The following is a 23,705-nucleotide window of genomic DNA, read 5'->3' on the forward strand; positions in this document are numbered from 1 at the left end:
TATATAACTTTTGGTATTTTTCTGCTTAAAATCCATGCCATTTGTTCATTAACAGCTGAGAATTTGACCCAGGAAAGCATAACTCGATACCCGTCATAGTTCATGAAGTTGCCACTGCGCGATGAAGTATGACGAGTATGAAAGAGTGATGCGGATACAAAGGAGTAACTATGTTTCATCTCGATACTTTAGCAACGCTTGTTGCCGCAACGCTGACGTTGCTGCTCGGGCGTAAGTTGGTCCATTCCGTCTCCTTTTTGAAGAAATACACCATACCGGAACCTGTTGCGGGTGGTTTGTTGGTGGCGCTGGCGCTACTAGTACTGAAAAAAAGCATGGGCTGGGAAGTCAACTTTGATATGTCCCTGCGCGATCCGTTAATGCTGGCTTTCTTCGCCACCATTGGCCTGAACGCCAACATTGCCAGTTTGCGTGCCGGTGGGCGTGTGGTTGGCATCTTCTTGATTGTGGTTGTTGGTCTGTTGGTGATGCAAAATGCCATTGGCATTGGTATGGCTAGCTTGTTAGGGCTTGATCCGCTGATGGGGCTGTTGGCCGGTTCTATTACTCTTTCCGGCGGTCACGGTACGGGCGCTGCGTGGAGTAAATTGTTCATTGAACGTTATGGCTTCACCAATGCGACGGAAGTGGCGATGGCCTGTGCAACGTTCGGTCTGGTGCTGGGCGGCTTGATTGGCGGTCCGGTGGCGCGCTATCTGGTGAAACACTCCACCACGCCGAACGGTATTCCGGATGACCAGGAAGTCCCGACGGCGTTTGAAAAGCCGGATGTGGGACGCATGATCACCTCGTTGGTGCTGATTGAAACTATCGCGCTGATTGCTATCTGCCTGACGGTGGGGAAAATTGTTGCGCAACTTTTGGCTGGCACTGCTTTTGAACTGCCGACCTTCGTCTGTGTACTGTTTGTTGGCGTGATTCTGAGCAACGGTCTGTCAATAATGGGCTTTTACCGCGTCTTTGAGCGTGCGGTATCCGTGCTGGGTAACGTAAGCTTGTCGTTGTTCCTGGCGATGGCGTTGATGGGGCTGAAACTGTGGGAGCTGGCTTCGCTGGCGCTGCCGATGCTGGCGATTCTGGTGGTACAGACCATCTTCATGGCGTTGTATGCCATCTTCGTTACCTGGCGCATGATGGGCAAAAACTACGATGCGGCAGTGCTGGCTGCGGGTCACTGTGGTTTTGGCCTCGGTGCAACGCCAACGGCAATCGCCAACATGCAGGCGATCACTGAACGCTTTGGCCCGTCGCACATGGCGTTTTTGGTGGTGCCGATGGTCGGTGCGTTCTTTATCGATATCGTCAATGCGCTGGTAATTAAGTTGTATTTGATGTTGCCGATTTTTGCCGGTTAACCGATGAAGCGGCGGTAGAAGTGCCGCCGCAACAAAGACAAATGCCTGATACGCTTCGCTTATCAAGCCTGCGTATTGATTCATAATTTATTGAATTTGTAGGGTGATGAATCGCATCCGGCAGGAAGGTAGGGTAACCTGAAATGGCGGTCTTCTCACTGCCGCCTTTTACGCATTCGAGTAACGTTCCGTCTCCGGCATCCAGCGTTCTATCAGGGCTTTTGCCTGTTGTGGGTAACGTTCGTGAATATGGCGTGCCAGGCGCTGAACTTCCGGGATCATCGCCTGATCGCGCAGTAAATCCGCCACTTTAAATTCAGCATTACCCGTCTGACGCGTGCCTAACAATTCGCCAGGGCCGCGAATCTCCAGATCTTTTTGCGCAATCACAAAACCGTCGTTACTGTCGCGCAGCACTTGCAGGCGAATTTGCGCCGTTTTAGAAAGCGGCGTTTTGTAGAGCAGCACGCAGTGAGAAGCCACCGCGCCACGACCTACGCGCCCGCGCAGCTGGTGTAACTGCGCCAGACCCAGACGCTCCGGGTTTTCGATAATCATCAGACTGGCGTTAGGCACATCAACGCCGACTTCAATAACGGTTGTGGCAACCAGCAGGTGTAGCTCACCTTGTTTAAACGACGCCATCACCGCCTGTTTCTCGGCAGGTTTCATCCGCCCGTGTACCAGGCCAACGTTCAACTCTGGTAGCGCCAGTTTCAACTCTTCCCAGGTAGCTTCCGCCGCCTGCGCTTCCAGCAATTCCGACTCTTCAATCAACGTACAAACCCAGTATGCCTGACGACCTTCAGTTATGCAGGCGTGGTGCACGCGGTCAATGATGTCGGTACGGCGGGTATCAGGAATAGCGACCGTAGTCACTGGCGTGCGGCCTGGCGGCAGCTCATCTATCACCGAGGTATCGAGATCGGCATACGCAGTCATTGCCAGCGTGCGGGGGATCGGCGTGGCGGTCATGATCAACTGATGCGGATGGAAGCCCTGCTGCTGGCCTTTCTCCCACAATGCCAGACGCTGATGCACGCCAAAACGATGCTGTTCGTCGATAATCACCAGCGCCAGGCCGTTAAACTGCACCTGTTCCTGGAAGATGGCGTGTGTACCGACAATCATCTGCACCTGACCGCTGGCGATGGCTTCCTGCTGTGCCAGCCGTGCTTTACCTTTCTGCTTACCGGCGAGCCAGCCCACTTCGATACCGAGCGGTGCAAACCAGTTGCGGAAGTTATTGGCGTGCTGCTCGGCGAGTAATTCGGTTGGTGCCATCAATGCTACCTGTTTGCCGTGGGCAATCGCACGCAACGCGGCGAGGGCGGCGACCAGCGTTTTACCGGAACCTACATCGCCCTGCACCAGACGCATCATCGGCACATCCAGCGCCATATCGCGCTCGATCTCCGCCACTACGCGTGCCTGTGCGCCCGTTGGCTTGAACGGTAAGGCGGCGAGGAGTTTATTTTTCAGCGTGTCATTGGCGCTCAGCGGCTGGGCATGAAAACGCTGTGCTCCGGCACGTAAGGCTAACATGCTGAGGTTGTGCGCCAGCAGTTCTTCCAGAATCAGACGACGTTGCGCCGGATGCTGCCCGGTTTCCAGATCGCTAAGCTGTAGCGTCGGTGGCGGGCGGTGCAAAGTGCGCAACGCTTCCGGTAGCGTCATCATTCCTTGTGACAGTTCCGGCGGCAGGAGTTCTTCAATGGCGCAGGTGTCGAGCAGATCCAGCGCCTGGTCGGTTAATTTACGCAGCGTGGCCTGCTTTACGCCTTCCGTTGTTGGATAAACCGGCGTGAGCGTTTCCTGTAATTCTGGCGTGCTGAGATCGCCCTGCACGCGGTATTCCGGGTGGATCATCTCCGCACCATATTTACCGCGCTTTGCTTCGCCATAAGCCAGTACACGGCGGCCCGCCGCCAGGCTATTTTTCATTGCCGCGCTGAAATTGAAAAAGCGCATGGTGAGGATGCCGGAACCGTCGCTGATCTGGCAGGTCATCATCCGCCGACCGCCGAAGGAGATATTGCAGTTCAGCACTTCGCCTTCCACCGTGGCATAAACGCCCGGCAGTAGTTCTCCGATGGGGTAGAGATGGGTGCGATCTTCGTAGCGCAGGGGAAGGTGTAAGAGTAGATCCTGCACGGTATGCAGGTTGATTTTCGCCAGTTTGTTACTAAGTGCTGCGCCAACGCCCGTTAGGGAACTGAGTGGGACAGCATCTAACAGGCGACCTTTCATGGCACTTACCCTGCAGCCTGCATAGTAGCCCACCAGTCGGCATCAGCTTCGATCTCGCCTTGCTGATTGACGTGGGGATAAGGCAGGCCTTTGCGTTTTGCGACTTTCGCCAGCACCGGATAGCCGCCTTCAAACAACAGGCGTTGTTGCTCTGCTTCCGGCAACATGCTGTTTTCACGCAGGTACATGCCTGCATTTTGCCGCTGACGCTGGGCTTCGTAAAGAATGAGGGCTGAGGCAACGGAAACATTCAGCGACTGCACCATGCCGATCATCGGAATGATGATGTCCTGATCCGCCAGGGCCAATGCTTCCTGCGTGATGCCCGTTTTCTCCTGTCCCATCAAAATGCAGGTCGGGCGAGTGTAATCAATTTCGCGGAAATCGACAGCGTTATCAGAAAGATGGGTTGCCAGAATCTGCATGCCCTGGCCTTTGAGATGAGCGACGGCATCGCCAATGGTGCGGTGTGTTTTCACCTGTACCCAGCTGTTACTACCCGCCGCTGCCGAAGCCATGGTGCGCATGCGGCTACCAGGCCAGACGGCGTGAACTTCATGTACGCCAACGGCATCTGCGGTACGAATAATCGCAGAAACGTTATGAGGTTTGTGGACCTGCTCCATGCAGACGGTCAGATCAGGCTGCCGCCTGGCGAGCATTTCGCAGATGCGTGCATAACGTGTTGGGTTCATAAAACATTAATTTCGGTTTCGGGTGACTTTAATCACGTCTGGCATCACGCGGATTTTGCGCATGATATTCGCCAGATGCACACGGTCACGAGCGGTCAGACGAATAAAGGCGCTGTAGACGCGACCATCTTTCTCTTCCGTATTCAAACTTTGAATATTCGAAGTCGTGGTGTTAATTGCCGCCGTCAGGTTTGCCAGCGCACCCTGATGATTGAACATCTCCACCTTGATTTCGGTGATGAACTCCTGCGCCGTCTCTTTATCCCATTCCACAGCCATAAACTTCTCTGGCTCTTTCTGGTAGCCACGGATATTACGGCAGGATTCATGGTGGATCACCAGACCTTTACCGGGGCTGACGTGGGCGATAATCGGGTCGCCAGGAATAGGGCGGCAGCATTTCGCAAAGGTGATCAGCACGCCATCGGCACCTTTAATGGGCAGATGTCCGTGGCTTTGGGTTGCCGGTGGAATGGAGGCGTCCCCATGTTGCAGATTTTTCGCGACCACCACGCTCATTGCGTTACCAAGTCCGATTTCTGCCAGCAGATCGTCAAGCGTTGCCAGCTTCATGCGATCCAGCTCGCGCTGAATATTTTCCTGCGGGATTTCATTCAGCTTACGGCTACCACCCAAAGCATGGTTGAGCAGACGACGGCCCAGGCTTACAGAATCATCACGCTTGAGGTTTTTCAGCAACTGACGAATTTTGGCGCGCGCTTTCGAGCTAACGACAAAGTTCAGCCAAGCGGCATTCGGGCGAGCGCCCGGAGCGGTAATGATTTCAACGGTTTGACCGCTGGTAAGCGGCTGCGACAGCGGGTAAGGCTGGCGGTCAACGCGTGCGCCCACGCAGGCATGACCGATATCGGTATGCACTGCATAAGCGAAGTCGACGGGCGTTGCACCGGCAGGCAGCTCGACAATGCGCCCTTCCGGTGTGAAAACGTAAATCTCATCCGGGAAGAGATCGGATTTAACGCTCTCGATAAATTCAAACGAACTACCGGCGCTCTGTTGCAGCTCCAGCAGGCTTTGCATCCAGCGCTGGGCGCGGATTTGTGCGGTAGTACTGGTTTCGCCGTGCTCTTTATAAGCCCAGTGCGCGGCAACACCCATCTCCGCCATCTGGTCCATATCTTCGGTACGGATCTGGACCTCAACCGGCACACCGTGCGGGCCGATCATCGAGGTGTGCAAAGACTGATAGCCGTTCGCTTTTGGAATGGCGATATAGTCTTTCACGCGGCCCGGACGCGGCTTGTACAGGCTGTGCATCTGGCCCAGCACGCGATAACAGGTGTCAGAATCATTGACGATCACGCGGAAAGCGTAGATGTCCATGATCGAGTGAAAACGCTGCTCTTTGAGCACCATTTTGCAGTAAATCGAATAAAGATGCTTCTCGCGACCACTGACGCGGCACGGTATTCCCGCTTCCTGCAAACGCCCTTCGATTTCAGAAAGAATCTTCTGGATCATCTCTTTACGGTTGCCGCGCGCGGCTTTCACCACTTCTTTGATTACGCGATAACGGTTGGGATACAGCGCCTCAAAACCCAGCTCTTCGAGTTCGGTTTTAATGTGGTGGATACCTAAACGGTGCGCCAGCGGGCTATAAATTTCGAGAGTTTCACGGGCGATGCGGCGACGTTTGTCCGGGCGAAGTGAGCCCAGCGTGCGCATGTTGTGGGTACGGTCGGCAAGTTTGATGAGGATGACGCGGATATCCTGCACCATCGCCATAATCATCTTGCGAAAGTTTTCGGCCTGCGCCTCTTTCTTATCGCGGAACTTGAGTTTATCAAGTTTCGACACCCCCTCTACCAGCTCGGCGACGCTTTTACCAAAAAGCTGTTCCATATCCTGGTAGGTGGCGGGAGTATCTTCAATCACGTCATGCAGCAGCGCCGCCATCAGCGTTTCATAGTCGAGTTTCATCTCGGCCAGAATGCAGGCAACCGCTACCGGGTGCGTGATATAGGGTTCACCGCTTGAACGTGTTTGCCCCTCGTGAGCATCACGTGCAACGAGATACGCCTGCCGCAGACGCTTGATTTGGTCTTCCGGCAGGTAGGTTTGAATCAGTTGATTCAGGCTTTCAAACAGATACAAGGGCGACCCGCTTTGTGATTAACGACGACCTTCAGCAATAGCGGTAACGGCTTGTAATTCAGCGGCTTCCTGCTCTTGCTGTTCCTGGCGTTCGCGAACGTCGAGGATCTGGTTGTTGATCAGACCTTCTTCGATTTCGCGCAGCGCGATTACAGTGGTTTTATCGTTTTCTTCCGGTACCAGCGGATCCTTTCCGCCTACCTGCATCTGACGAGCGCGACGCGCGGCGACCAGTACCAGGTCAAAACGGTTACCAATTTTCTCTACAGCGTCCTGAACAGTTACGCGTGCCATACTTAAAAAGCTCCACAGGTGAAGAAATGACTGGGCATGATACTGAAATCAGGTTCAGTCTGCCAACAATTTGCTGATTAAAGCGTCATGACGCTGCTTTTGGCGGCTCATGCGCAGACGTTCGGCGCGAATAATGGTCTTCAAATCGGTCAACGCGGTATCGAAGTCATCATTCACAATCAGATAATCATATTCGGCGTAATGGCTCATTTCTGCAACAGCTTGCGCCATACGCTTTGCAATGACCTCTTCGCTGTCCTGACCGCGACCGCGTAGACGGCGGTCCAGTTCAATTTTGGACGGCGGTAAAATAAAGATACTCCGCGCGTGCGGCATCTTCTGGCGAATTTGCTGCGCGCCCTGCCAGTCGATATCGAGAAAAACATCGACACCGGTCGCCAGTACTTGCTCAATGGCCTCACGCGAAGTGCCATAGTAATTACCAAAAACTTCTGCGTGTTCGAGGAACGCATCTCTGCTAATCATTTCTTTAAATTCATCATGATTAACAAAGAAATAATGTTCACCGTGGACTTCACCAGGACGCGGTTGGCGTGTGGTGTGTGAAACAGAAACCTGGGTGTCATACAACGGTTGGGTTTTTAATAAAGCCTGAATCAGGCTGGATTTACCCGCGCCACTGGGGGCAGAAACAATATAAAGCGTGCCTTGAGCCATGAGTATCTTTCGTATGTGATTAGCGAAATAAAGCCTACATACGAGCTTATTATACACGGCGCGGCCATGTGACGTAGCCCTTGCTCACACTTTTTGCGCAAAGTTGTTGCGTTTTGCGTAGCTGCTTCCGCATTTGCCTGTCATTCACTGCAATAAAGACGATTTTCAGGAAGCGTCCTCGCAGACTCCGTTTTTGCCACTCGGCTTTGCTTTCATCACGTTGTATATCTGCCTGACTATCTACAGCGGAGGTGATGATGAAAGTATGGATGGCGATATTAATAGGTATCTTGTGCTGGCAATCATCTGTGTGGGCGGTCTGTCCGGCCTGGTCGCCAGCCAGAGCACAGGAAGAAATTTCCCGCCTGCAACAGCAAATAAAACAGTGGGACGATGACTACTGGAAGGAAGGAAAAAGTGAGGTGGAAGACGGTGTTTACGATCAGTTAAGCGCCCGTCTTACGCAGTGGCAACGCTGCTTTGGGAGCGAGCCCCGCGACGTGATGATGCCGCCTTTAAATGGTGCGGTTATGCATCCGGTTGCCCATACGGGTGTACGCAAAATGGTGGATAAAAACGCATTAAGTCTGTGGATGCGAGAACGTAGCGATCTTTGGGTGCAGCCAAAAGTTGATGGCGTTGCGGTAACCCTGGTTTATCGGGACGGGAAACTGAACAAAGCAATCAGTCGCGGTAATGGCCTGAAAGGCGAGGACTGGACGCAGAAAGTTAGCTTAATTTCCGCTGTGCCGCAAACCGTTAGCGGGCCTTTAGCCAACAGTACGCTTCAGGGGGAAATATTTCTCCAGCGCGAGGGGCATATCCAACAACAAATGGGGGGAATAAATGCCCGCGCAAAAGTTGCTGGCTTGATGATGCGCCAGGACGATAGCGACACGCTGAATTCTCTGGGCGTTTTTGTCTGGGCATGGCCGGATGGACCGCAGTTAATGTCTGATCGTTTAAAAGAGCTGGCTACCGCAGGTTTTACTCTAACGCAGACGTATACCCGTGCGGTGAAAAATGCTGATGAAGTTGCGCGCGTACGCAATGAGTGGTGGAAAGCGGAATTACCCTTCGTCACCGATGGCGTAGTTGTACGAGCGGCGAAAGAGCCAGAATCCCGCCATTGGCTACCGGGCCAGGCAGAGTGGCTGGTGGCCTGGAAATATCAACCTGTAGCTCAGGTTGCCGAAGTGAAGGCAATTCAGTTTGCGGTGGGTAAGAGCGGTAAAATATCGGTGGTTGCGTCACTCGCACCTGTCATGCTGGATGATAAAAAAGTCCAGCGGGTGAATATTGGTTCCGTCAGGCGCTGGCAGGAGTGGGATATTGCGCCTGGTGATCAGATTCTCGTCAGCCTTGCCGGTCAGGGTATTCCTCGCATTGATGATGTGGTGTGGCGCGGTGCAGAACGTACAAAACCGACACCGCCAGAAAACCGCTTTAACTCGTTGACCTGCTACTTTGCTTCTGATGTTTGTCAGGAACAGTTCATTTCACGCTTAGTCTGGCTGGGGGCAAAACAGGTTCTTGGGCTGGATGGCATTGGTGAGGCCGGTTGGCGCGCGCTGCATCAGACTCATCGCTTTGAACATATCTTTTCCTGGCTTTTATTAACGCCAGAGCAATTACAGAACACGCCGGGGATCGCGAAAAGTAAAAGTGCGCAGCTATGGCATCAGTTTAATCTGGCTCGTAAGCAGCCTTTTACTCGCTGGGTGATGGCAATGGGAATACCGCTAACCCGGGCGGCGCTTAATGCCAGTGATGAACGGTCCTGGTCGCAACTTTTATTTAGCACGGAGCAGTTCTGGCAGCAGCTGCCGGGGACTGGATCGGGACGCGCCAGACAGGTTATTGAATGGAAGGAAAATGCGCAAATCAAGAAGCTGGGCAGTTGGCTGGCTGCCCAGCAGATCACAGGTTTTGAACCTTAGTGTCCTTCGTGGCTGTAGTAAAAGACCGGTAATCCCAGCTTAAGGCGTAGCGCCAGTAAGCGGGCAAAAAAGCCGAATACCAGGGTGGAGATAATTACCACATCATGGTTAGAAACATAGTGTTGCAGCGCGATGTACAGCACGGCGGAGGCAAATGAGACACCGGCATACAACTCTTTCTGGAATACCAGTGGGATACGTTTACAGAACATATCGCGCAAAACGCCGCCAAACACGCCGGTGGTTACCGCCGCGACAACGGCAATAATTGGGCCGTGCCCCATATCCAGTGCAACCTGTGCCCCGATGATAGAAAAGACCACCAGTCCGAGCGCATCGAGCACCAGAAACACTTTGCGCAGGTAAGGCATTACAGGAGCAACGATAGTGGTGAGTACTGCGGCGGTAGCGACGATAATCACATATTCCGGGTGTTTGACCCAGCCGAGCGGATAGTGGCCCAGCAGAATATCGCGCACTGACCCTCCGCCAATTGCGGTGGCGGTCGCAATAATAATTACGCCAAATGTATCCATGCGCCGTCGTCCGGCCGCCAGCGCCCCCGTCATGGCTTCGGCAGTAATGCCAACCAAATACAAAATGTGTAACAGCATGGTTCTCTCCCTAAAAATCTGTCTGGCAGGGTAGCGATTTGTGCGCATTGTCACGATTGAGATTTTTTAAGGGGAGGGGAAATTGATAACTTGTAGTTATGTGAAATCGCTATTTTCTGTAGCAGAGATGCATTCTTCTGACTTCTTGTCTGAGAAAATGCATAAGAAAAAATAGGTTAAAACTGAGGGGGAAAAGAAAGGTGCAATATTTAGCCATTGTGTTCACTGCACCTGGACCTTGGCTTACGCATCGGGTGTCTCAATCAACAAAAAGAGTTTTTAGTTTCTGCTATTTCTTCTCTGTAATTTTTACACTGTTTTCCAACTGCTTGATGCTGACCTGCGGGGTCGGCAACTCCTCAGGCATGGTTCCGCCAAGTTCCTGAATGGTTTGCCTCACCTTGCGACCCACGTCAAAGTGTGTGGTGTTTGCTTGCTGTTTTGAATTCACGCCATCCCGCTTGAGTTTTTCTTCTGTTTGGGTAGCTCGAAAGAGATTAGCCGCCAGTTCTGTTGAACCCATATGATCCAGGATCTTCTGATTCTTTTTCAGCCCCTTCCGCTGATGAATAGCTTTCTGATCTAATCCACCATACAGCCCCTGGTAACCATGATTCTGAAATATGGCGAAATCAGTAGCTGTCGCTACCCCAGCTTGCTGTGCTGCCTCAACCAATTGTTTGTTATGTTCTTTCAACTCATTTCTCAGAAACAGACGCTTTTCGTCTTCACGAAGTTGCTTAAATGCTTCATCGTCAGCAAGCTCCTGCCGTCGGGTCTGGATAGCAAAATAAGTCTGCCCTGCCGCAATGACCGGTTTCGCAGGGTCGCCGTTTTGTACTACCAGGTAACAGGCATAGCGGGAGAGTACGATGTCTTTTAATGCTCTTTTGGCATTTGAGCCAATTTTGACCATATCGAGGATCTCCTCGAAATGGTCATCAATTGTGTGACCACTGTTCTCACAGGCTTCTTTGGCGCGCGTTAATACAGGTATAAAGTGACGATACTCTGAATAACCCAGTAGTTTCCCAAGTTGTCTTGCTGACCATTGTTCTGCTCCGTTTGCATTAATCAGTTTTATCTCTTCAAAAGGTTGATGATGTTCGTTCATTGCCCACTCCATGTGATATCAATTGCAAAGAAAGTAAATCTGTAACTGTATTTATATACAGTTGTGAGTATCTCACGTTCTCAGTGTGCTGGGCAAAAAAACATCGCAAAATCTGGAGCAGGCACGCAAAACAGAATTGAATGTTGCGGGGAAGAAAAATGCCGCTCTGTTTGAGTGGCGGCATTTGTGAAGGCGGAAAAGTAAGAATTGGCGTTACGAGTTATTCGATGTTCTGAATCTGCTCGCGCATCTGCTCAATCAACACTTTCAGCTCGATGGCGGAGTTTGTCACTTCGGCATTGATAGACTTCGACGCAAGAGTGTTCGACTCGCGGTTGAACTCCTGCATCATAAAATCCAGACGACGACCAACCGCTTCTTTTTTCTTCAGAATGTTGTAGGTCTCTTTGACATGCGCTTCGAGGCGATCCAGTTCTTCGGCAACGTCAATTCGTTGTGCCAGCAGAACCAGTTCCTGCTCCAGACGGTTGTTTTCCAGTTGCACCTGAGCATCTTCCAGCTTCGCGACCAGACGCTCACGCTGCCATTGCAGGATTTCCGGCATATGGGAGCGGACTTTGACCACTTCGGCGGTGACGCCTTCCAGACGCTGCTCGATCAATGCTTTCAGTGCCTGACCTTCGGTTTCGCGCGCGACAATAAAGTCGTCCAGCGTACCATCCAGCGCCGCGAGAATTTCAGCGGCAATGGCGTCAAGATCCTGCTCCTGGGCTGCCATCACGCCCGGCCAGCGTAGAATATCAACCGGGTTGATTTCCCCTTCGTCACTCTGCATTTTTACCCAGTTCGCGGCAGTTACCAGCTGTTTAGCCAGTTTTTCGTTGAGGATCAGCTCACCTTGCGCGCTAACATCTGGCTCATAGCGCAGGGTACATTCCACTTTACCGCGCGTCAGGCGAGAACGAATACGCTCGCGAACGACAGGTTCAAGGCTACGGAACTGCTCCGGCAGACGAAAGTAAGTTTCCAGATAACGCTGGTTTACCGAGCGCATTTCCCAGGTTGCGCTCCCCCATTCACCCTTGATTTCACGCCGGGCGTAGGCGGTCATACTGCGGATCATAGACGTTCCTGTTTATAAAAGGAGAGGTGGAAGGATTATAGCCATCGATGCCTTGTCAGGATAGGAATAACCGCCGGAAGTCCGTATAATGCGCAGCCACATTTGTTTCAAGCCGGAGATTTCAATATGCGTCCAGCAGGCCGTAGCAATAATCAGGTGCGTCCCGTTACCCTGACTCGTAACTATACAAAACATGCAGAAGGCTCGGTGCTGGTCGAATTTGGCGATACCAAAGTGTTGTGTACCGCCTCTATTGAAGAAGGCGTGCCGCGCTTCCTGAAAGGTCAGGGCCAGGGCTGGATCACCGCAGAGTACGGCATGCTGCCACGTTCTACCCACACCCGTAACGCTCGTGAAGCGGCGAAAGGTAAGCAGGGTGGACGCACAATGGAAATCCAGCGTCTGATCGCCCGTGCTCTTCGCGCGGCAGTAGATTTGAAAGCGCTGGGTGAGTTCACCATTACGCTGGACTGCGACGTGCTTCAGGCTGATGGTGGCACGCGTACCGCGTCGATTACGGGTGCCTGCGTGGCGCTGGTAGATGCGCTACAGAAGCTGGTGGAAAACGGCAAGCTGAAAACCAATCCGATGAAAGGGATGGTAGCCGCAGTTTCTGTCGGAATTGTGAACGGCGAAGCGGTTTGCGATCTGGAATACGTTGAAGACTCTGCCGCAGAGACCGACATGAACGTAGTGATGACCGAAGACGGGCGCATCATTGAAGTGCAGGGGACGGCAGAAGGCGAGCCGTTCACCCATGAAGAGCTACTCATCTTGTTGGCTCTGGCCCGAGGGGGAATCGAATCCATTGTAGCGACGCAGAAGGCGGCGCTGGCAAACTGATTTTTAAGGCGACTGATGAGTCGCCTTTTTTTTGTCTGTAGAAAAGTAAGATGAGGAGCGAAGGCATGAAACCATATCAGCGCCAGTTTATTGAATTTGCGCTTAGCAAGCAGGTGTTAAAGTTTGGCGAGTTTACGCTGAAATCCGGGCGCAAAAGCCCCTATTTCTTCAACGCCGGGCTGTTTAATACCGGGCGCGATCTGGCACTGTTAGGCCGTTTTTACGCTGAAGCGTTGGTGGATTCCGGCATTGAGTTCGATCTGCTGTTTGGCCCTGCTTACAAAGGGATCCCGATTGCCACCACAACCGCTGTGGCACTGGCGGAGCATCACGACCTGGACCTGCCGTACTGCTTTAACCGCAAAGAAGCAAAAGACCACGGTGAAGGCGGCAATCTGGTTGGTAGCGCGTTACAAGGACGCGTAATGCTGGTAGATGATGTGATCACCGCCGGAACGGCGATTCGCGAGTCGATGGAGATTATTCAGGCCAATGGCGCGACGCTTGCTGGCGTGTTGATTTCGCTCGATCGTCAGGAACGCGGGCGCGGCGAGATTTCGGCGATTCAGGAAGTTGAGCGTGATTACAACTGCAAAGTGATCTCTATCATCACCCTGAAAGACCTGATTGCTTACCTGGAAGAGAAGCCGGAAATGGCGGAACATCTGGCGGCGGTTAAGGCCTATCGCGAAGAGTTTGGCGTTTAAAGAAACTCGCCGGATGAAAAGTCATCCGGCGTCATATTACTGCAACTGTGCCGCAATTAGCGGCCAGCGGGCGTCAAAATCATCCGTCGGGCGGTATTTAAATTCGCTGCGGACAAAACGTGACAGCATACCTTCACAGAAGGCCAGGATCTGGCTTGCCAGCAGGGTTTCATCGGTGGTGTAACCTTCACCCTCACGCATTCTCTTTTCACGCAATACCTGGCGCAGCTGCGCTTCAATACGCTCGAACAGCTGGTTGATGCGCCCTTGCAGGCGATCCTGTTCAAACATTAGCGCATGACCAGTGAGGATGCGGGTCAGGCCAGGATTACGCTCACCAAAACCGAGAAGCAGCAACACAATCAGACGCAGGCGCGCTGTGGTGTCTTTCTCATCTTTCAGAATCAGGTTGATGCGAGTAATCAGGCTATCTTCGATAAACTCAATCAGGCTATCGAACATGCGGGTCTTACTGGGGAAGTGGCGATACAGTGCCGCTTCGGAAACGCCGACAGAGGCGGCCAGTTTTGCCGTCGTGATACGTTGGCTTCCATCGCTGGATTCCAGCATCAGCGCCAGAGACTGAAGTATTTCCTCGCGACGGTTCCTTTTCGCAGTTTGTTTTTCTGCCATGTTACAAAATACCCCTGAAAATAAGCACTTGCCAGGCGGCACCCACGCTATGACCGCAAACGAAATGTTTGCGGCTATGTTATGACGTTATTCGGATGCGTATGTGTTACTGACGACCAGAGTGACCAAAGCCGCCTTCACCGCGGTCGGTGGCGTCGAAATCTTCCACCAGATTAAATTCAGCCTGTACTACCGGAACAAAAATCATCTGGGCGATGCGTTCGCCAGGTTGAATGGTGAAGCTGTCCTGACCACGGTTCCACACGGAAATCATCAACTGGCCCTGATAGTCAGAATCGATCAATCCTACCAGGTTACCAAGCACGATACCGTGCTTATGTCCCAATCCGGAGCGCGGCAGCATCATTGCCGCCAGTGAAGGATCGGCAATATGAATCGCCAGCCCGGTCGGAACCAGCGTAGTGTCACCCGGAGCCAGTTCTACGGCGTCGTTGAGACAGGCACGCAGGTCAAGTCCGGCAGAGCCAGAGGTGGCATAAGTCGGGAGCGGAAATTCCTTCCCAACGCGCGGGTCCAGAATCTTAACGTCGATTTTTTTCATCATAACGGGTCACGATCTCGTCGAGTAATAATTGGCCAAGGAGCTCTTTGCGCTCAAGCGGTAAGACTTTATCTCCGTCCTGCCAGAAAAGGTGTAATGCGTTGTTGTCGCTGTTAAATCCTTGAGTTGGCTGGGAAACATCGTTCGCGCAGATCAGATCAAGGTTTTTACGGATACGTTTTTGCCGGGCGTATTCTTCCACATTATTTGTTTCGGCGGCAAATCCAACGACGTAGGGTCGATGGTCTTTTAGTGCGGCAACGCCTGCGACGATATCGGGGTTTTTAACCATTTTTATTGTTAATTCATCACCCTGCGTGGCCTGCTTTTTGATTTTCTCTGGGGCCACGGTAGCTGCGCGATAATCCGCCACGGCGGCGCAGCCGATAAAAATATTTTGCTGCTGTACAGAAGCATTCACGGCGGCTTCCATTTCCAGCGCGGTCATCACATCAACACGTTTAACAAACGGTGGCGTCGGTAGTGAAACCGGACCTGATACCAGCGTGACGTTCGCGCCACGACGGGCAGCGGCGGCGGCGATAGCAAAACCCATCTTGCCGGAGCTGTGATTAGAGATATAACGCACCGGATCGAGCGGTTCACGCGTCGGGCCGGCGGTAATCATAATGTTCAGATGTTTCAGGTCGTTGACGGGCGAAAAATGCGCTACCGCCATATCCACAATGGTTAACGGATCGAGCATTCGCCCAGGACCGATATCACCACAAGCCTGACTGCCACTGTCTGGCCCCCAGATGAGCAAACCACGGGAAGCAAGCACCTCTAAATTATGCTGCGTGGCAGCGGCACGGTACATCTGCTGGTTCATGGCGGGGAGCACGGCTACAGGCGCAGGTGTAGCCAGACAAATCGTCGATACCAGGTCATTCGCCATTCCGGCAGCAACACGGGCAATCAAATCTGCCGTGGCAGGGGCGAGAATCACTAAATCAGCCCATTTACCCAGCTCAATATGGCCCATAGCGGCTTCGGCTGCCGGGTCCAGCAGACTGTCGGAAACGGGATAACCAGAAACCGCCTGCAAGCTAAGTGGGGTGATAAAGGCTTTTGCCGCTTCGGTCATGGCTACGCGGACGTCGGCCCCGCGATCGCGCAAACGACGCACCAGTTCAGGGGTTTTATAGGCAGCAATACCGCCGCTAACGCCGAGAACGATTTTTTTACCGGCCAGGCTCATGATGATTTTTCCTGTAGGGTGACACCAGAAGTTGGCGATTTTATCACAATACTTTTGTTGTCGTGCCTTCACCTGAGATTCACTTTGCGAGGCGCTTTCCAGGATTGAAAACTGGCCGTCGATTTAACGAAACGGCTATGACAGGATGCGAGCACCACAAAGGAGGTGAAGGTGAAAAACAATTCACAGCTGTTGATGCCGCGCGAAAAAATGCTGAAGTTTGGTATTAGCGCCTTAACGGATGTCGAGCTGCTGGCGCTATTTCTGCGTACCGGAACGCGCGGTAAAGATGTATTAACCCTGGCAAAAGAGATGCTGGAGAATTTCGGCTCTCTTTATGGCTTGTTAACCTCTGAATATGAACAATTTAGTGGCGTTCATGGAATTGGCGTGGCGAAATTTGCCCAGTTAAAGGGGATTGCTGAACTGGCGCGGCGTTACTACAACGTGCGGATGCGTGAAGAAAGCCCTTTACTCAGCCCGGAGATGACGAGGGAATTTTTACAAAGCCAGCTCACGGGTGAGGAGCGGGAGATCTTTATGGTGATCTTTCTCGACTCCCAACACCGGGTTATAACGCATAGGCGTCTTTTTTCCGGCACGCTAAACCATGTTGAAGTCCATCCTCGGGAAATTATCCGCGAAGCGATAAAAATAAACGCCTCGGCGCTGATCCTTGCACATAATCACCCTTCGGGTTGTGCTGAACCCAGTAAAGCGGATAAACTCATTACTGAACGGATAATAAAGAGTTGTCAGTTCATGGATTTACGCGTGCTCGACCATATCGTGATTGGGCGTGGAGAGTATGTTTCTTTTGCCGAACGCGGCTGGATTTAACCCGCTATGCGCGATCCTTCGGGATCTTTGTCTGTTCGGGACTTGAGCACATCGCTGAGTCAGCGTATACTACGCCACCTTTGAGAATCTCGGGTTTGGCATTTGGGCCTGGCAATCGAGAGTTCACATAGAACTGCGATGACCGGGCTGTAAAGCCTGACGAGGCGCCAATACCCCATACGAAGCTCGAGCTAATTTGATTTTTGGAGAATAGACATGTCCCGAGTCTGCCAAGTTACTGGCAAGCGTCCGGTGACCGGTAACAACCGTTCCCACGCACTGAACGCGACTAAACGCCGTTTCCTGCCGAACCTGCACTCTCACCGTTTCTGGGTTGAGAGCGAGAAGCGTTTTGTCACCCTGCGCGTATCTGCTAAAGGTATGCGTGTAATCGATAAAAAAGGCATCGATACAGTTCTGGCTGAACTGCGTGCCCGTGGCGAAAAGTACTAAGTACTTAGAGGAAATAAATCATGGCTAAAGGTATTCGTGAGAAAATCAAGCTGGTTTCTTCTGCTGGTACTGGTCACTTCTATACCACTACGAAGAACAAACGTACTAAGCCGGAAAAACTGGAACTGAAAAAATTCGATCCAGTTGTTCGCCAGCACGTGATCTACAAAGAAGCGAAAATCAAATAATTCTCGCTTTGATGTAACAAAAAACCTCGCTCCGGCGGGGTTTTTTGTTATCTGCTTGCCCCCATATTGACTGCATCTGTTCATTCCTGGAGATGCTATGCCTGAATTACCCGAAGTTGAAACCAGCCGCCGCGGCATAGAACCGCATCTCGTTGGTGCAACCATTCTTCATGCAGTGGTGCGCAACGGACGCTTGCGCTGGCCGGTTTCAGAAGAGATCTACCGTTTAAGCGACCAACCAGTGCTTAGCGTGCAGCGGCGGGCTAAATATCTGCTGCTGGAGCTGCCTGAGGGCTGGATTATCATTCATTTAGGGATGTCTGGCAGCCTGCGCATCCTTCCAGAAGAACTTCCCCCTGAAAAGCATGACCATGTGGATTTGGTGATGAGCAACGGCAAAGTGCTGCGCTACACCGATCCGCGCCGCTTTGGTGCCTGGCTGTGGACCAAAGAGCTGGAAGGGCATAATGTGCTGACCCATCTTGGACCGGAGCCGCTTAGCGACGATTTCAATGGTGAGTATCTGCATCAGAAGTGCGCGAAGAAAAAAACGGCGATTAAACCGTGGCTGATGGATAACAAGCTGGTGGTAGGGGTAGGGAATATCTATGCCAGCGAATCACTGTTTGCGGCGGGGATCCATCCGGATCGGCTGGCGTCATCACTGTCGCTGGCAGAGTGTGAATTGTTAGCTCGGGTGATTAAAGCGGTGTTGCTGCGTTCGATTGAGCAGGGTGGTACAACGCTGAAAGATTTTCTGCAAAGTGATGGTAAACCGGGCTATTTCGCTCAGGAATTGCAGGTTTACGGGCGAAAAGGTGAGCCGTGTCGGGTGTGCGGTACGCCGATTGTGGCGACTAAACATGCGCAGCGGGCAACGTTTTATTGTCGGCAGTGCCAGAAGTAATTCATGCGCGCCGGATGGCATACCATCCGGCATAAACGCTACGCTAACTTCGCCATCAGCGCCTGATGGACATTCTCCGGCAGGAAATGGGTGACATCGCCCTGATGGCGCGCCACCTCTTTCACCAACGATGAAGAGATAAACGACCACTCTTTCGACGGCATCAGAAACACACTTTCCAGTTCCGGCATTAAGTGGCGATTCATATGCGCCAGCTGCATTTCATATTCAAAATCTGCCACCGCACGCAGGCCACGAATCAGCACCGTAGCGTGTTGATTACGGGCGAAGTTCGCCATTAAATCACTAAACCCGACCACTTCCACGTTCCCCAGATGCGCGGTTGCCTGCTGTGCCAGTGCCACACGCTCTTCCAGGGTAAACATCGGTTTTTTACTGGGGCTGGCGGCAATCGCCAGAATAACGTGATCGAACATCTGCGTGGCGCGCGTCACGATATCGATATGACCATTGGTAATGGGATCGAAAGTACCCGGATAAATCGCCCGTTTTTGCATAACAACCTCAATGCGTTTTCGGTGGCAGGTAAGGTTCCAGCAGTTGAAGCAGACGCTGTAGCGCGCCCTGGTTTTGATACAGTACTTCAACGGCATGACGGCCATAGAAACTACGGTAATCGGCGTCGGTGAGTAAAGAGGAAACCTCTTTTGCAAGCGTAGTGGCATCGGTAACGGTAATCAGCCCGCTTGCCTGCTCCAGCCGCGCGCAAATGTCTTTAAAGTTAAAAGTATGCGGCCCCATCAATACCGGAATAGCGTGTGCGGCAGCTTCCAGCGGATTATGCCCACCACGTTCAACCAGTGAACCGCCAACAAAGGCGAGATCGGCAATGCCATACAGTAACATCAACTCGCCCATCGTATCGCCAACCACAACCTGCGTGCTGGTGGAGGGGACTTCCCCTGAAGAGCGTGTGATATAGCTTAGTCCAGCCTGGCGGACAAGGTTAATCGCATCCGGGAAGCGTTCCGGATGACGGGGTACCAGGATGAGCAATAAATTCGGGAATTGCTGTAACAATGCCTGATGTGCGGCGATCACCACACTCTCTTCGCCTTCGTGAGTGCTGGTGGCAATCCATACCGGGCGGTGTGGTGCCCACTGGCGGCGCAGCGTCACGGCTTTAGCAGCCAACTGCGGCGTTACAGAAATATCGAATTTCAGGCTACCGGTAACGGTCACCTGATTATTTTTTGCGCCCAGCGCCACAAAACGTGCACCATCTTCTTCATTTTGCGCAGCAATCAGCGTAATACGACGCAGCAAGCGACGGACGAATTTACCCAGTTTGGCATAACCTGCGGCCGAGCGGGCAGAGAGTCGCGCGTTAGCGATCACCAGCGGAATTTTACGTTTATGTAGCGCCGCAATCAGGTTAGGCCATAGTTCGGTTTCCATAATCAACACCAGTTTAGGGTCGACTTTATTCAGGAAACGGTTGAGTGCATCGGGCAGATCATACGGCAGATAAACGTGCTGAACATCCTTCCCGAAAGCCGATTGTACGCGCTCCGAACCGGTTGGCGTCATGGTTGTTACGGTAATCGGTAAATCAGGATAACGATGACGCAGCGCGCGCACCAACGGGATTGCCGCCAGAGTTTCACCGACGGAGACGGAGTGCAGCATAATGCCGCCTGGTTTTAGCGGATGGCGGTAAAAACCGTAACGTTCACCCCAGCGTTTTCGATAGGCCGGAGCCTTACGTCCGCGCACCCAGAGCCGTATCCAGATCAGCGGCTGAATAAGGTAGAGAAGGGCGGTGTAAAGCAATTCGAGCATAGTAAATAGCTGACTTATGGATGTGCTGGGGATTCTATGTATTTAGCTGTGGCTTTACCATTACTTTTCCCGTTTTTGACTTAAATAGCTTCAGTTTGGTCTGATCTGCCGCTACATCTTCATTTTTTTTGTATTTTTATGCGATTCATTGAAACTCGGCCCCATTTTCAAATCTACATAGGCCGTACTGACATTATCGAAATGCTATTTTTTATCTATTTGATTTTTATGATTAAAGTATATTTTGTGTATAAAAATCATTCGGGTCGGATTGCTGCGAAAGAAATGATACACTAGCACGTCAAAGTAAGTGCGTTATCAGTATTCAGGTAGCTGTTGAGCCTGGGGCGGTAGCGTGCTTTTTTCTGCTTAACTTAACCAGACAATCACACAAAAGAGTCGCTAGTGGAAAAGCCATTTCGAAAAATCCTGGTCATAAAGATGCGATATCATGGGGATATGTTATTAACTACTCCTGTCATCAGTACGCTCAAGCAGAATTATCCTGATGCAAAAATCGATATGCTGCTTTATCAGGACACCATCCCTATTTTGTCTGAAAACCCGGAAATTAATGCGCTCTATGGGATAAGCAATAAAGGTGCGGGAACTTTCGATAAAATTAAAAATGTGCTTTCGTTGATAAAAACTCTGCGTGCGAATAATTATGACCTGGTCATTAATCTTACGGATCAGTGGATGGTGGCGCTGCTGGTACGTTGTTTACCTGCACGGATGAAAATATCGCAACTTTATGGTCATCGGCAGCATGGTATTTGGAAAAAAAGCTTCACACACTTAGCGCCAATACACGGTACACATATTGTTGAGCGTAATTTATCGGTCCTTGAGCCATTAGGTATTACCGATTTCTACACCGACACAACAATGAGTTACGCCGAAGATTGCTGGAAGAAGATGCGCCGGGAATTAGATGCCCTGGGCGTAAAAGATCATTATGTTGTCATCCAACCGACAGCGCGTCAGATATTTAAGTGTTGGGATAACGATAAATTTTCTAAGGTTATCGATGCGCTGCAACAGCGAGGCTATCAGGTTGTGCTAACCTGTGGGCCCTCGGCAGATGATCTCGCTTGTGTAGATGAGATTGCACGAGGTTGCGAAACAAAACCCATTACTGGCCTTGCAGGTAAAACACGTTTTCCTGAACTGGGTGCATTAATTGATCATGCAGTGCTTTTTATTGGTGTGGATTCTGCGCCGGGACATATTGCAGCGGCAGTGAAAACGCCAGTCATTAGTCTATTTGGTGCAACGGATCACGTATTCTGGCGTCCCTGGACCGAGAATATTATTCAATTCTGGGCGGGGAATTATCAGAAAATGCCGACCCGGCATGAACTTGACCGCAACAAAAAATATCTTTCTGTTATCCCAGCGGAGGATGTGATCGCCGCTACGGAAAAGCTGTTGCCAGAAGATGCCCCTTCAGCTGACAGGAATGCACAATTATGATCGTGGCGTTTTGTTTATATAAATATTTTCCATTTGGTGGGCTTCAACGTGACTTTATGCGCATTGCATCAACAGTTGCCGCACGGGGCCACCATGTTCGGGTATATACACAGTCGTGGGAAGGCGATTGCCCGAAAGCATTTGAGCTTATTCAGGTGCCAGTTAAGTCCCATACCAACCATGGACGCAATGCAGAATATTATGCCTGGGTACAAAATCATCTCAAAGAGCATCCCGCAGATCGCGTTGTTGGGTTTAATAAGATGCCTGGCCTGGATGTTTATTTTGCCGCTGATGTTTGTTACGCCGAGAAAGTTGCGCAAGAAAAAGGTTTTTTATATCGTTTAACATCACGATATCGCCATTATGCCGCATTTGAGCGAGCGACTTTCGAGCAGGGTAAATCGACGAAACTTATGATGCTGACCGATAAGCAAATCGCCGATTTCCAGAAGCATTATCAAACTGAACCTGAACGTTTTCAAATTCTTCCTCCCGGTATTTATCCGGACAGAAAATACAGTGAGCAAATCCCAAACAGCCGTGAAATTTATCGCCAGAAAAATGGCATAAAAGAGCAACAAAACTTATTACTGCAGGTTGGATCAGATTTTGGCCGTAAAGGTGTAGATCGCTCAATTGAAGCTTTGGCATCGTTACCGGAATCATTACGTCACAATACGCTTTTATTTGTTGTTGGTCAGGATAAGCCGCGAAAATTTGAAGCGCTGGCAGAAAAACTCGGCGTGCGGAGCAATGTGCATTTCTTCTCCGGTCGCAATGATGTGTCAGAATTAATGGCAGCCGCTGATTTATTACTGCATCCCGCTTATCAGGAAGCCGCGGGTATCGTTCTTCTAGAAGCGATCACTGCTGGGTTACCTGTTTTAACAACAGCGGTATGTGGGTACGCGCATTATATTGCGGATGCCAATTGTGGAACGGTCATCGCTGAACCTTTCTCTCAGGAACAATTAAATGAAGTTTTACGTAAAGCGTTAACTCAGTCGCCATTGCGAATGGCCTGGGCGGAGAATGCTCGCCATTATGCCGATACTCAGGATTTGTATAGCTTGCCAGAAAAAGCCGCGGATATCATTACAGGTGGTTTAGATGGTTGAATTAAAAGAGCCGCTTGCCACACTTTGGCGTGGTAAAGATGCTTTTGCAGAGGTCAAAAAACTGAACGGCGAGGTCTTTCGTGAACTGGAGACTCGTCGTACATTACGCTTTGAACTGTCCGGGAAAAGCTATTTTCTTAAATGGCACAAGGGGACGACATTAAAAGAGATTATAAAAAATCTACTCTCATTGCGGATGCCCGTTTTGGGCGCAGACAGAGAGTGGCACGCTATTCATCGCCTGAGTGATGTTGGCGTTGATACAATGAAGGGCATTGGGTTTGGCGAAAAAGGGTTAAATCCATTAACTCGCGCATCATTTATTATTACCGAAGATCTCACTCCCACAATTAGCCTTGAAGATTATTGTGCCGATTGGGCAGTCAACCCGCCTGATATACGTGTTAAGCGTATGCTGATCGCACGTGTAGCAACTATGGTGCGTAAAATGCATACTGCAGGGATAAATCACCGCGACTGTTACATTTGCCACTTTTTGCTTCATTTGCCATTTACTGGCCGGGAAGATGAATTAAAAATTTCAGTTATCGATCTGCATCGGGCACAGATACGTGCAAAAGTACCGCGCCGCTGGCGCGATAAAGACCTGATTGGTTTATATTTCTCATCAATGAATATTGGCCTGACGCAAAGAGATATCTGGCGATTTATGAAGGTTTATTTTGGGATGCCTTTACGCAAAATATTGTCTCTTGAACAGAATTTATTGAACATGGCAAGCGTTAAGGCCGAGCGTATTAAAGAGCGAACACAACGCAAAGGATTATAAAAATATTTATTAGTATGTACT

The 23,705-nt window shown here is 51.2% G+C and carries 24 protein-coding genes; 11 read left to right on the top strand and 13 right to left on the bottom strand.

Annotated features, from left to right (window positions below; translation table 11 throughout):
- Nucleotides 1-170 precede the first annotated feature (170 nt).
- A complete protein-coding gene (gene gltS, locus KXD89_RS00260) occupies nucleotides 171-1,376 on the top strand; it encodes a sodium/glutamate symporter (protein WP_000468833.1) in 1,206 nt (401 codons plus the stop codon).
- Nucleotides 1,377-1,544: 168 nt separating this feature from the next.
- On the opposite strand, the gene recG is transcribed toward gltS, so the two are convergent.
- From recG to gmk, 5 genes are read right to left on the bottom strand one after another with little or no spacing between them, the layout of a single operon-like run.
- Entirely contained in the window at nucleotides 1,545-3,626 is a 2,082-nt protein-coding gene (recG, locus tag KXD89_RS00265) for an ATP-dependent DNA helicase RecG (RefSeq protein ID WP_000678419.1), read from the bottom strand.
- Between the two features lie 5 nt (nucleotides 3,627-3,631).
- Nucleotides 3,632-4,321 carry a tRNA (guanosine(18)-2'-O)-methyltransferase TrmH gene (gene trmH / locus KXD89_RS00270; RefSeq protein WP_001070177.1) on the bottom strand — a complete coding sequence of 230 codons (690 nt, stop codon included), beginning with the start codon at nucleotides 4,319-4,321 and terminating at the stop codon, nucleotides 3,632-3,634.
- Between the two features lie 6 nt (nucleotides 4,322-4,327).
- The gene (spoT, locus tag KXD89_RS00275; RefSeq protein ID WP_000280488.1) at nucleotides 4,328-6,436 is read right to left on the bottom strand and encodes a bifunctional GTP diphosphokinase/guanosine-3',5'-bis pyrophosphate 3'-pyrophosphohydrolase; all 2,109 of its coding nucleotides are present in this window, start codon (nucleotides 6,434-6,436) and stop codon (nucleotides 4,328-4,330) included.
- A gap of 18 nt (nucleotides 6,437-6,454) precedes the next feature.
- Nucleotides 6,455-6,730: a DNA-directed RNA polymerase subunit omega gene (gene rpoZ / locus KXD89_RS00280; protein ID WP_000135058.1), complete on the bottom strand. Its 276-nt coding sequence runs from the start codon at nucleotides 6,728-6,730 to the stop codon at nucleotides 6,455-6,457.
- Between the two features lie 54 nt (nucleotides 6,731-6,784).
- Entirely contained in the window at nucleotides 6,785-7,408 is a 624-nt protein-coding gene (gene gmk, locus KXD89_RS00285) for a guanylate kinase (protein ID WP_001295237.1), read from the bottom strand.
- Between the two features lie 257 nt (nucleotides 7,409-7,665).
- Between gmk and ligB the strand changes: the two genes are divergently transcribed.
- Nucleotides 7,666-9,348, top strand: coding sequence for an NAD-dependent DNA ligase LigB (gene ligB, locus KXD89_RS00290; protein ID WP_000870036.1), 1,683 nt, complete (start codon nucleotides 7,666-7,668; stop codon nucleotides 9,346-9,348).
- Here ligB and KXD89_RS00295 read toward each other — a convergent pair.
- The 3 genes from KXD89_RS00295 to KXD89_RS00305 form a co-directional block, all read right to left on the bottom strand.
- Nucleotides 9,345-9,962, bottom strand: a complete 618-nt coding sequence (locus KXD89_RS00295) for a trimeric intracellular cation channel family protein (protein ID WP_000924289.1) — start codon at nucleotides 9,960-9,962, stop codon at nucleotides 9,345-9,347. The two genes, ligB and KXD89_RS00295, sit on opposite strands and share 4 nt — an antisense overlap.
- 289 nt (nucleotides 9,963-10,251) lie before the next feature.
- Nucleotides 10,252-11,076 (bottom strand): DNA damage-inducible protein D, encoded by an 825-nt coding sequence (gene dinD, locus KXD89_RS00300; RefSeq protein WP_001350563.1) that lies wholly within the window; start codon nucleotides 11,074-11,076, stop codon nucleotides 10,252-10,254.
- A gap of 220 nt (nucleotides 11,077-11,296) precedes the next feature.
- Nucleotides 11,297-12,160: a YicC/YloC family endoribonuclease gene (locus KXD89_RS00305; protein WP_000621340.1), complete on the bottom strand. Its 864-nt coding sequence runs from the start codon at nucleotides 12,158-12,160 to the stop codon at nucleotides 11,297-11,299.
- A gap of 126 nt (nucleotides 12,161-12,286) precedes the next feature.
- Here KXD89_RS00305 and rph point away from each other — a divergent pair, with 126 nt between their 5' ends.
- Together rph and pyrE are read left to right on the top strand one after the other, a co-directional pair.
- Nucleotides 12,287-13,003, top strand: coding sequence for a ribonuclease PH (rph, locus tag KXD89_RS00310; RefSeq protein ID WP_001247096.1), 717 nt, complete (start codon nucleotides 12,287-12,289; stop codon nucleotides 13,001-13,003).
- Nucleotides 13,004-13,068: 65 nt separating this feature from the next.
- A complete protein-coding gene (gene pyrE / locus KXD89_RS00315) occupies nucleotides 13,069-13,710 on the top strand; it encodes an orotate phosphoribosyltransferase (protein ID WP_000806177.1) in 642 nt (213 codons plus the stop codon).
- Nucleotides 13,711-13,746: 36 nt separating this feature from the next.
- On the opposite strand, the gene slmA is transcribed toward pyrE, so the two are convergent.
- The 3 genes from slmA to coaBC all read right to left on the bottom strand — a co-directional run bounded on the left by slmA (nucleotide 13,747) and on the right by coaBC (nucleotide 16,106).
- A complete protein-coding gene (slmA, locus tag KXD89_RS00320) occupies nucleotides 13,747-14,343 on the bottom strand; it encodes a nucleoid occlusion factor SlmA (RefSeq protein ID WP_000818601.1) in 597 nt (198 codons plus the stop codon).
- 106 nt (nucleotides 14,344-14,449) lie between these two features.
- Nucleotides 14,450-14,908, bottom strand: a complete 459-nt coding sequence (dut, locus tag KXD89_RS00325) for a dUTP diphosphatase (protein ID WP_000976073.1) — start codon at nucleotides 14,906-14,908, stop codon at nucleotides 14,450-14,452.
- Entirely contained in the window at nucleotides 14,886-16,106 is a 1,221-nt protein-coding gene (gene coaBC, locus KXD89_RS00330) for a bifunctional phosphopantothenoylcysteine decarboxylase/phosphopantothenate--cysteine ligase CoaBC (protein WP_000050139.1), read from the bottom strand. The genes dut and coaBC overlap by 23 nt, the downstream gene beginning before the upstream one ends.
- A 171-nt stretch (nucleotides 16,107-16,277) precedes the next feature.
- Between coaBC and radC the strand changes: the two genes are divergently transcribed.
- The 4 genes from radC (at nucleotide 16,278) to mutM (ending at nucleotide 18,494) form a co-directional block, all read left to right on the top strand.
- On the top strand, nucleotides 16,278-16,946 hold the full coding sequence (gene radC, locus KXD89_RS00335; protein WP_001350561.1) for a DNA repair protein RadC: 669 nt from the start codon (nucleotides 16,278-16,280) through the stop codon (nucleotides 16,944-16,946).
- Between the two features lie 216 nt (nucleotides 16,947-17,162).
- Nucleotides 17,163-17,399, top strand: a complete 237-nt coding sequence (gene rpmB / locus KXD89_RS00340) for a 50S ribosomal protein L28 (protein WP_000091955.1) — start codon at nucleotides 17,163-17,165, stop codon at nucleotides 17,397-17,399.
- Between the two features lie 20 nt (nucleotides 17,400-17,419).
- Nucleotides 17,420-17,587, top strand: a complete 168-nt coding sequence (rpmG, locus tag KXD89_RS00345) for a 50S ribosomal protein L33 (protein WP_001051798.1) — start codon at nucleotides 17,420-17,422, stop codon at nucleotides 17,585-17,587.
- Nucleotides 17,588-17,684: 97 nt separating this feature from the next.
- Entirely contained in the window at nucleotides 17,685-18,494 is an 810-nt protein-coding gene (gene mutM / locus KXD89_RS00350) for a bifunctional DNA-formamidopyrimidine glycosylase/DNA-(apurinic or apyrimidinic site) lyase (protein ID WP_001114543.1), read from the top strand.
- Between the two features lie 38 nt (nucleotides 18,495-18,532).
- On the opposite strand, the gene coaD is transcribed toward mutM, so the two are convergent.
- The gene (coaD, locus tag KXD89_RS00355; protein WP_001171866.1) at nucleotides 18,533-19,012 is read right to left on the bottom strand and encodes a pantetheine-phosphate adenylyltransferase; all 480 of its coding nucleotides are present in this window, start codon (nucleotides 19,010-19,012) and stop codon (nucleotides 18,533-18,535) included.
- Between the two features lie 7 nt (nucleotides 19,013-19,019).
- Nucleotides 19,020-20,297 (bottom strand): lipid IV(A) 3-deoxy-D-manno-octulosonic acid transferase, encoded by a 1,278-nt coding sequence (gene waaA / locus KXD89_RS00360; protein ID WP_000891564.1) that lies wholly within the window; start codon nucleotides 20,295-20,297, stop codon nucleotides 19,020-19,022.
- A 405-nt stretch (nucleotides 20,298-20,702) separates the two neighbouring features.
- Here waaA and rfaQ point away from each other — a divergent pair, with 405 nt between their 5' ends.
- The 3 genes from rfaQ to rfaP are packed head-to-tail and all read left to right on the top strand — an operon-like array spanning nucleotide 20,703 to nucleotide 23,684.
- Nucleotides 20,703-21,773 carry a lipopolysaccharide core heptosyltransferase RfaQ gene (rfaQ, locus tag KXD89_RS00365; protein ID WP_001350560.1) on the top strand — a complete coding sequence of 357 codons (1,071 nt, stop codon included), beginning with the start codon at nucleotides 20,703-20,705 and terminating at the stop codon, nucleotides 21,771-21,773.
- Nucleotides 21,770-22,894 (top strand): lipopolysaccharide glucosyltransferase I, encoded by a 1,125-nt coding sequence (gene rfaG / locus KXD89_RS00370; RefSeq protein WP_000634283.1) that lies wholly within the window; start codon nucleotides 21,770-21,772, stop codon nucleotides 22,892-22,894. The genes rfaQ and rfaG overlap by 4 nt, the downstream gene beginning before the upstream one ends.
- Nucleotides 22,887-23,684: a lipopolysaccharide core heptose(I) kinase RfaP gene (gene rfaP, locus KXD89_RS00375; RefSeq protein WP_000229840.1), complete on the top strand. Its 798-nt coding sequence runs from the start codon at nucleotides 22,887-22,889 to the stop codon at nucleotides 23,682-23,684. Before rfaG ends, rfaP begins: the two co-directional genes overlap by 8 nt.
- The last annotated feature ends 21 nt before the right edge of the window (nucleotides 23,685-23,705 follow it).

The sequence above is a fragment of the Escherichia sp. TC-EC600-tetX4 genome (genome assembly GCF_019356055.1).
In the GTDB taxonomy this organism is placed as follows: Bacteria; Pseudomonadota; Gammaproteobacteria; order Enterobacterales; family Enterobacteriaceae.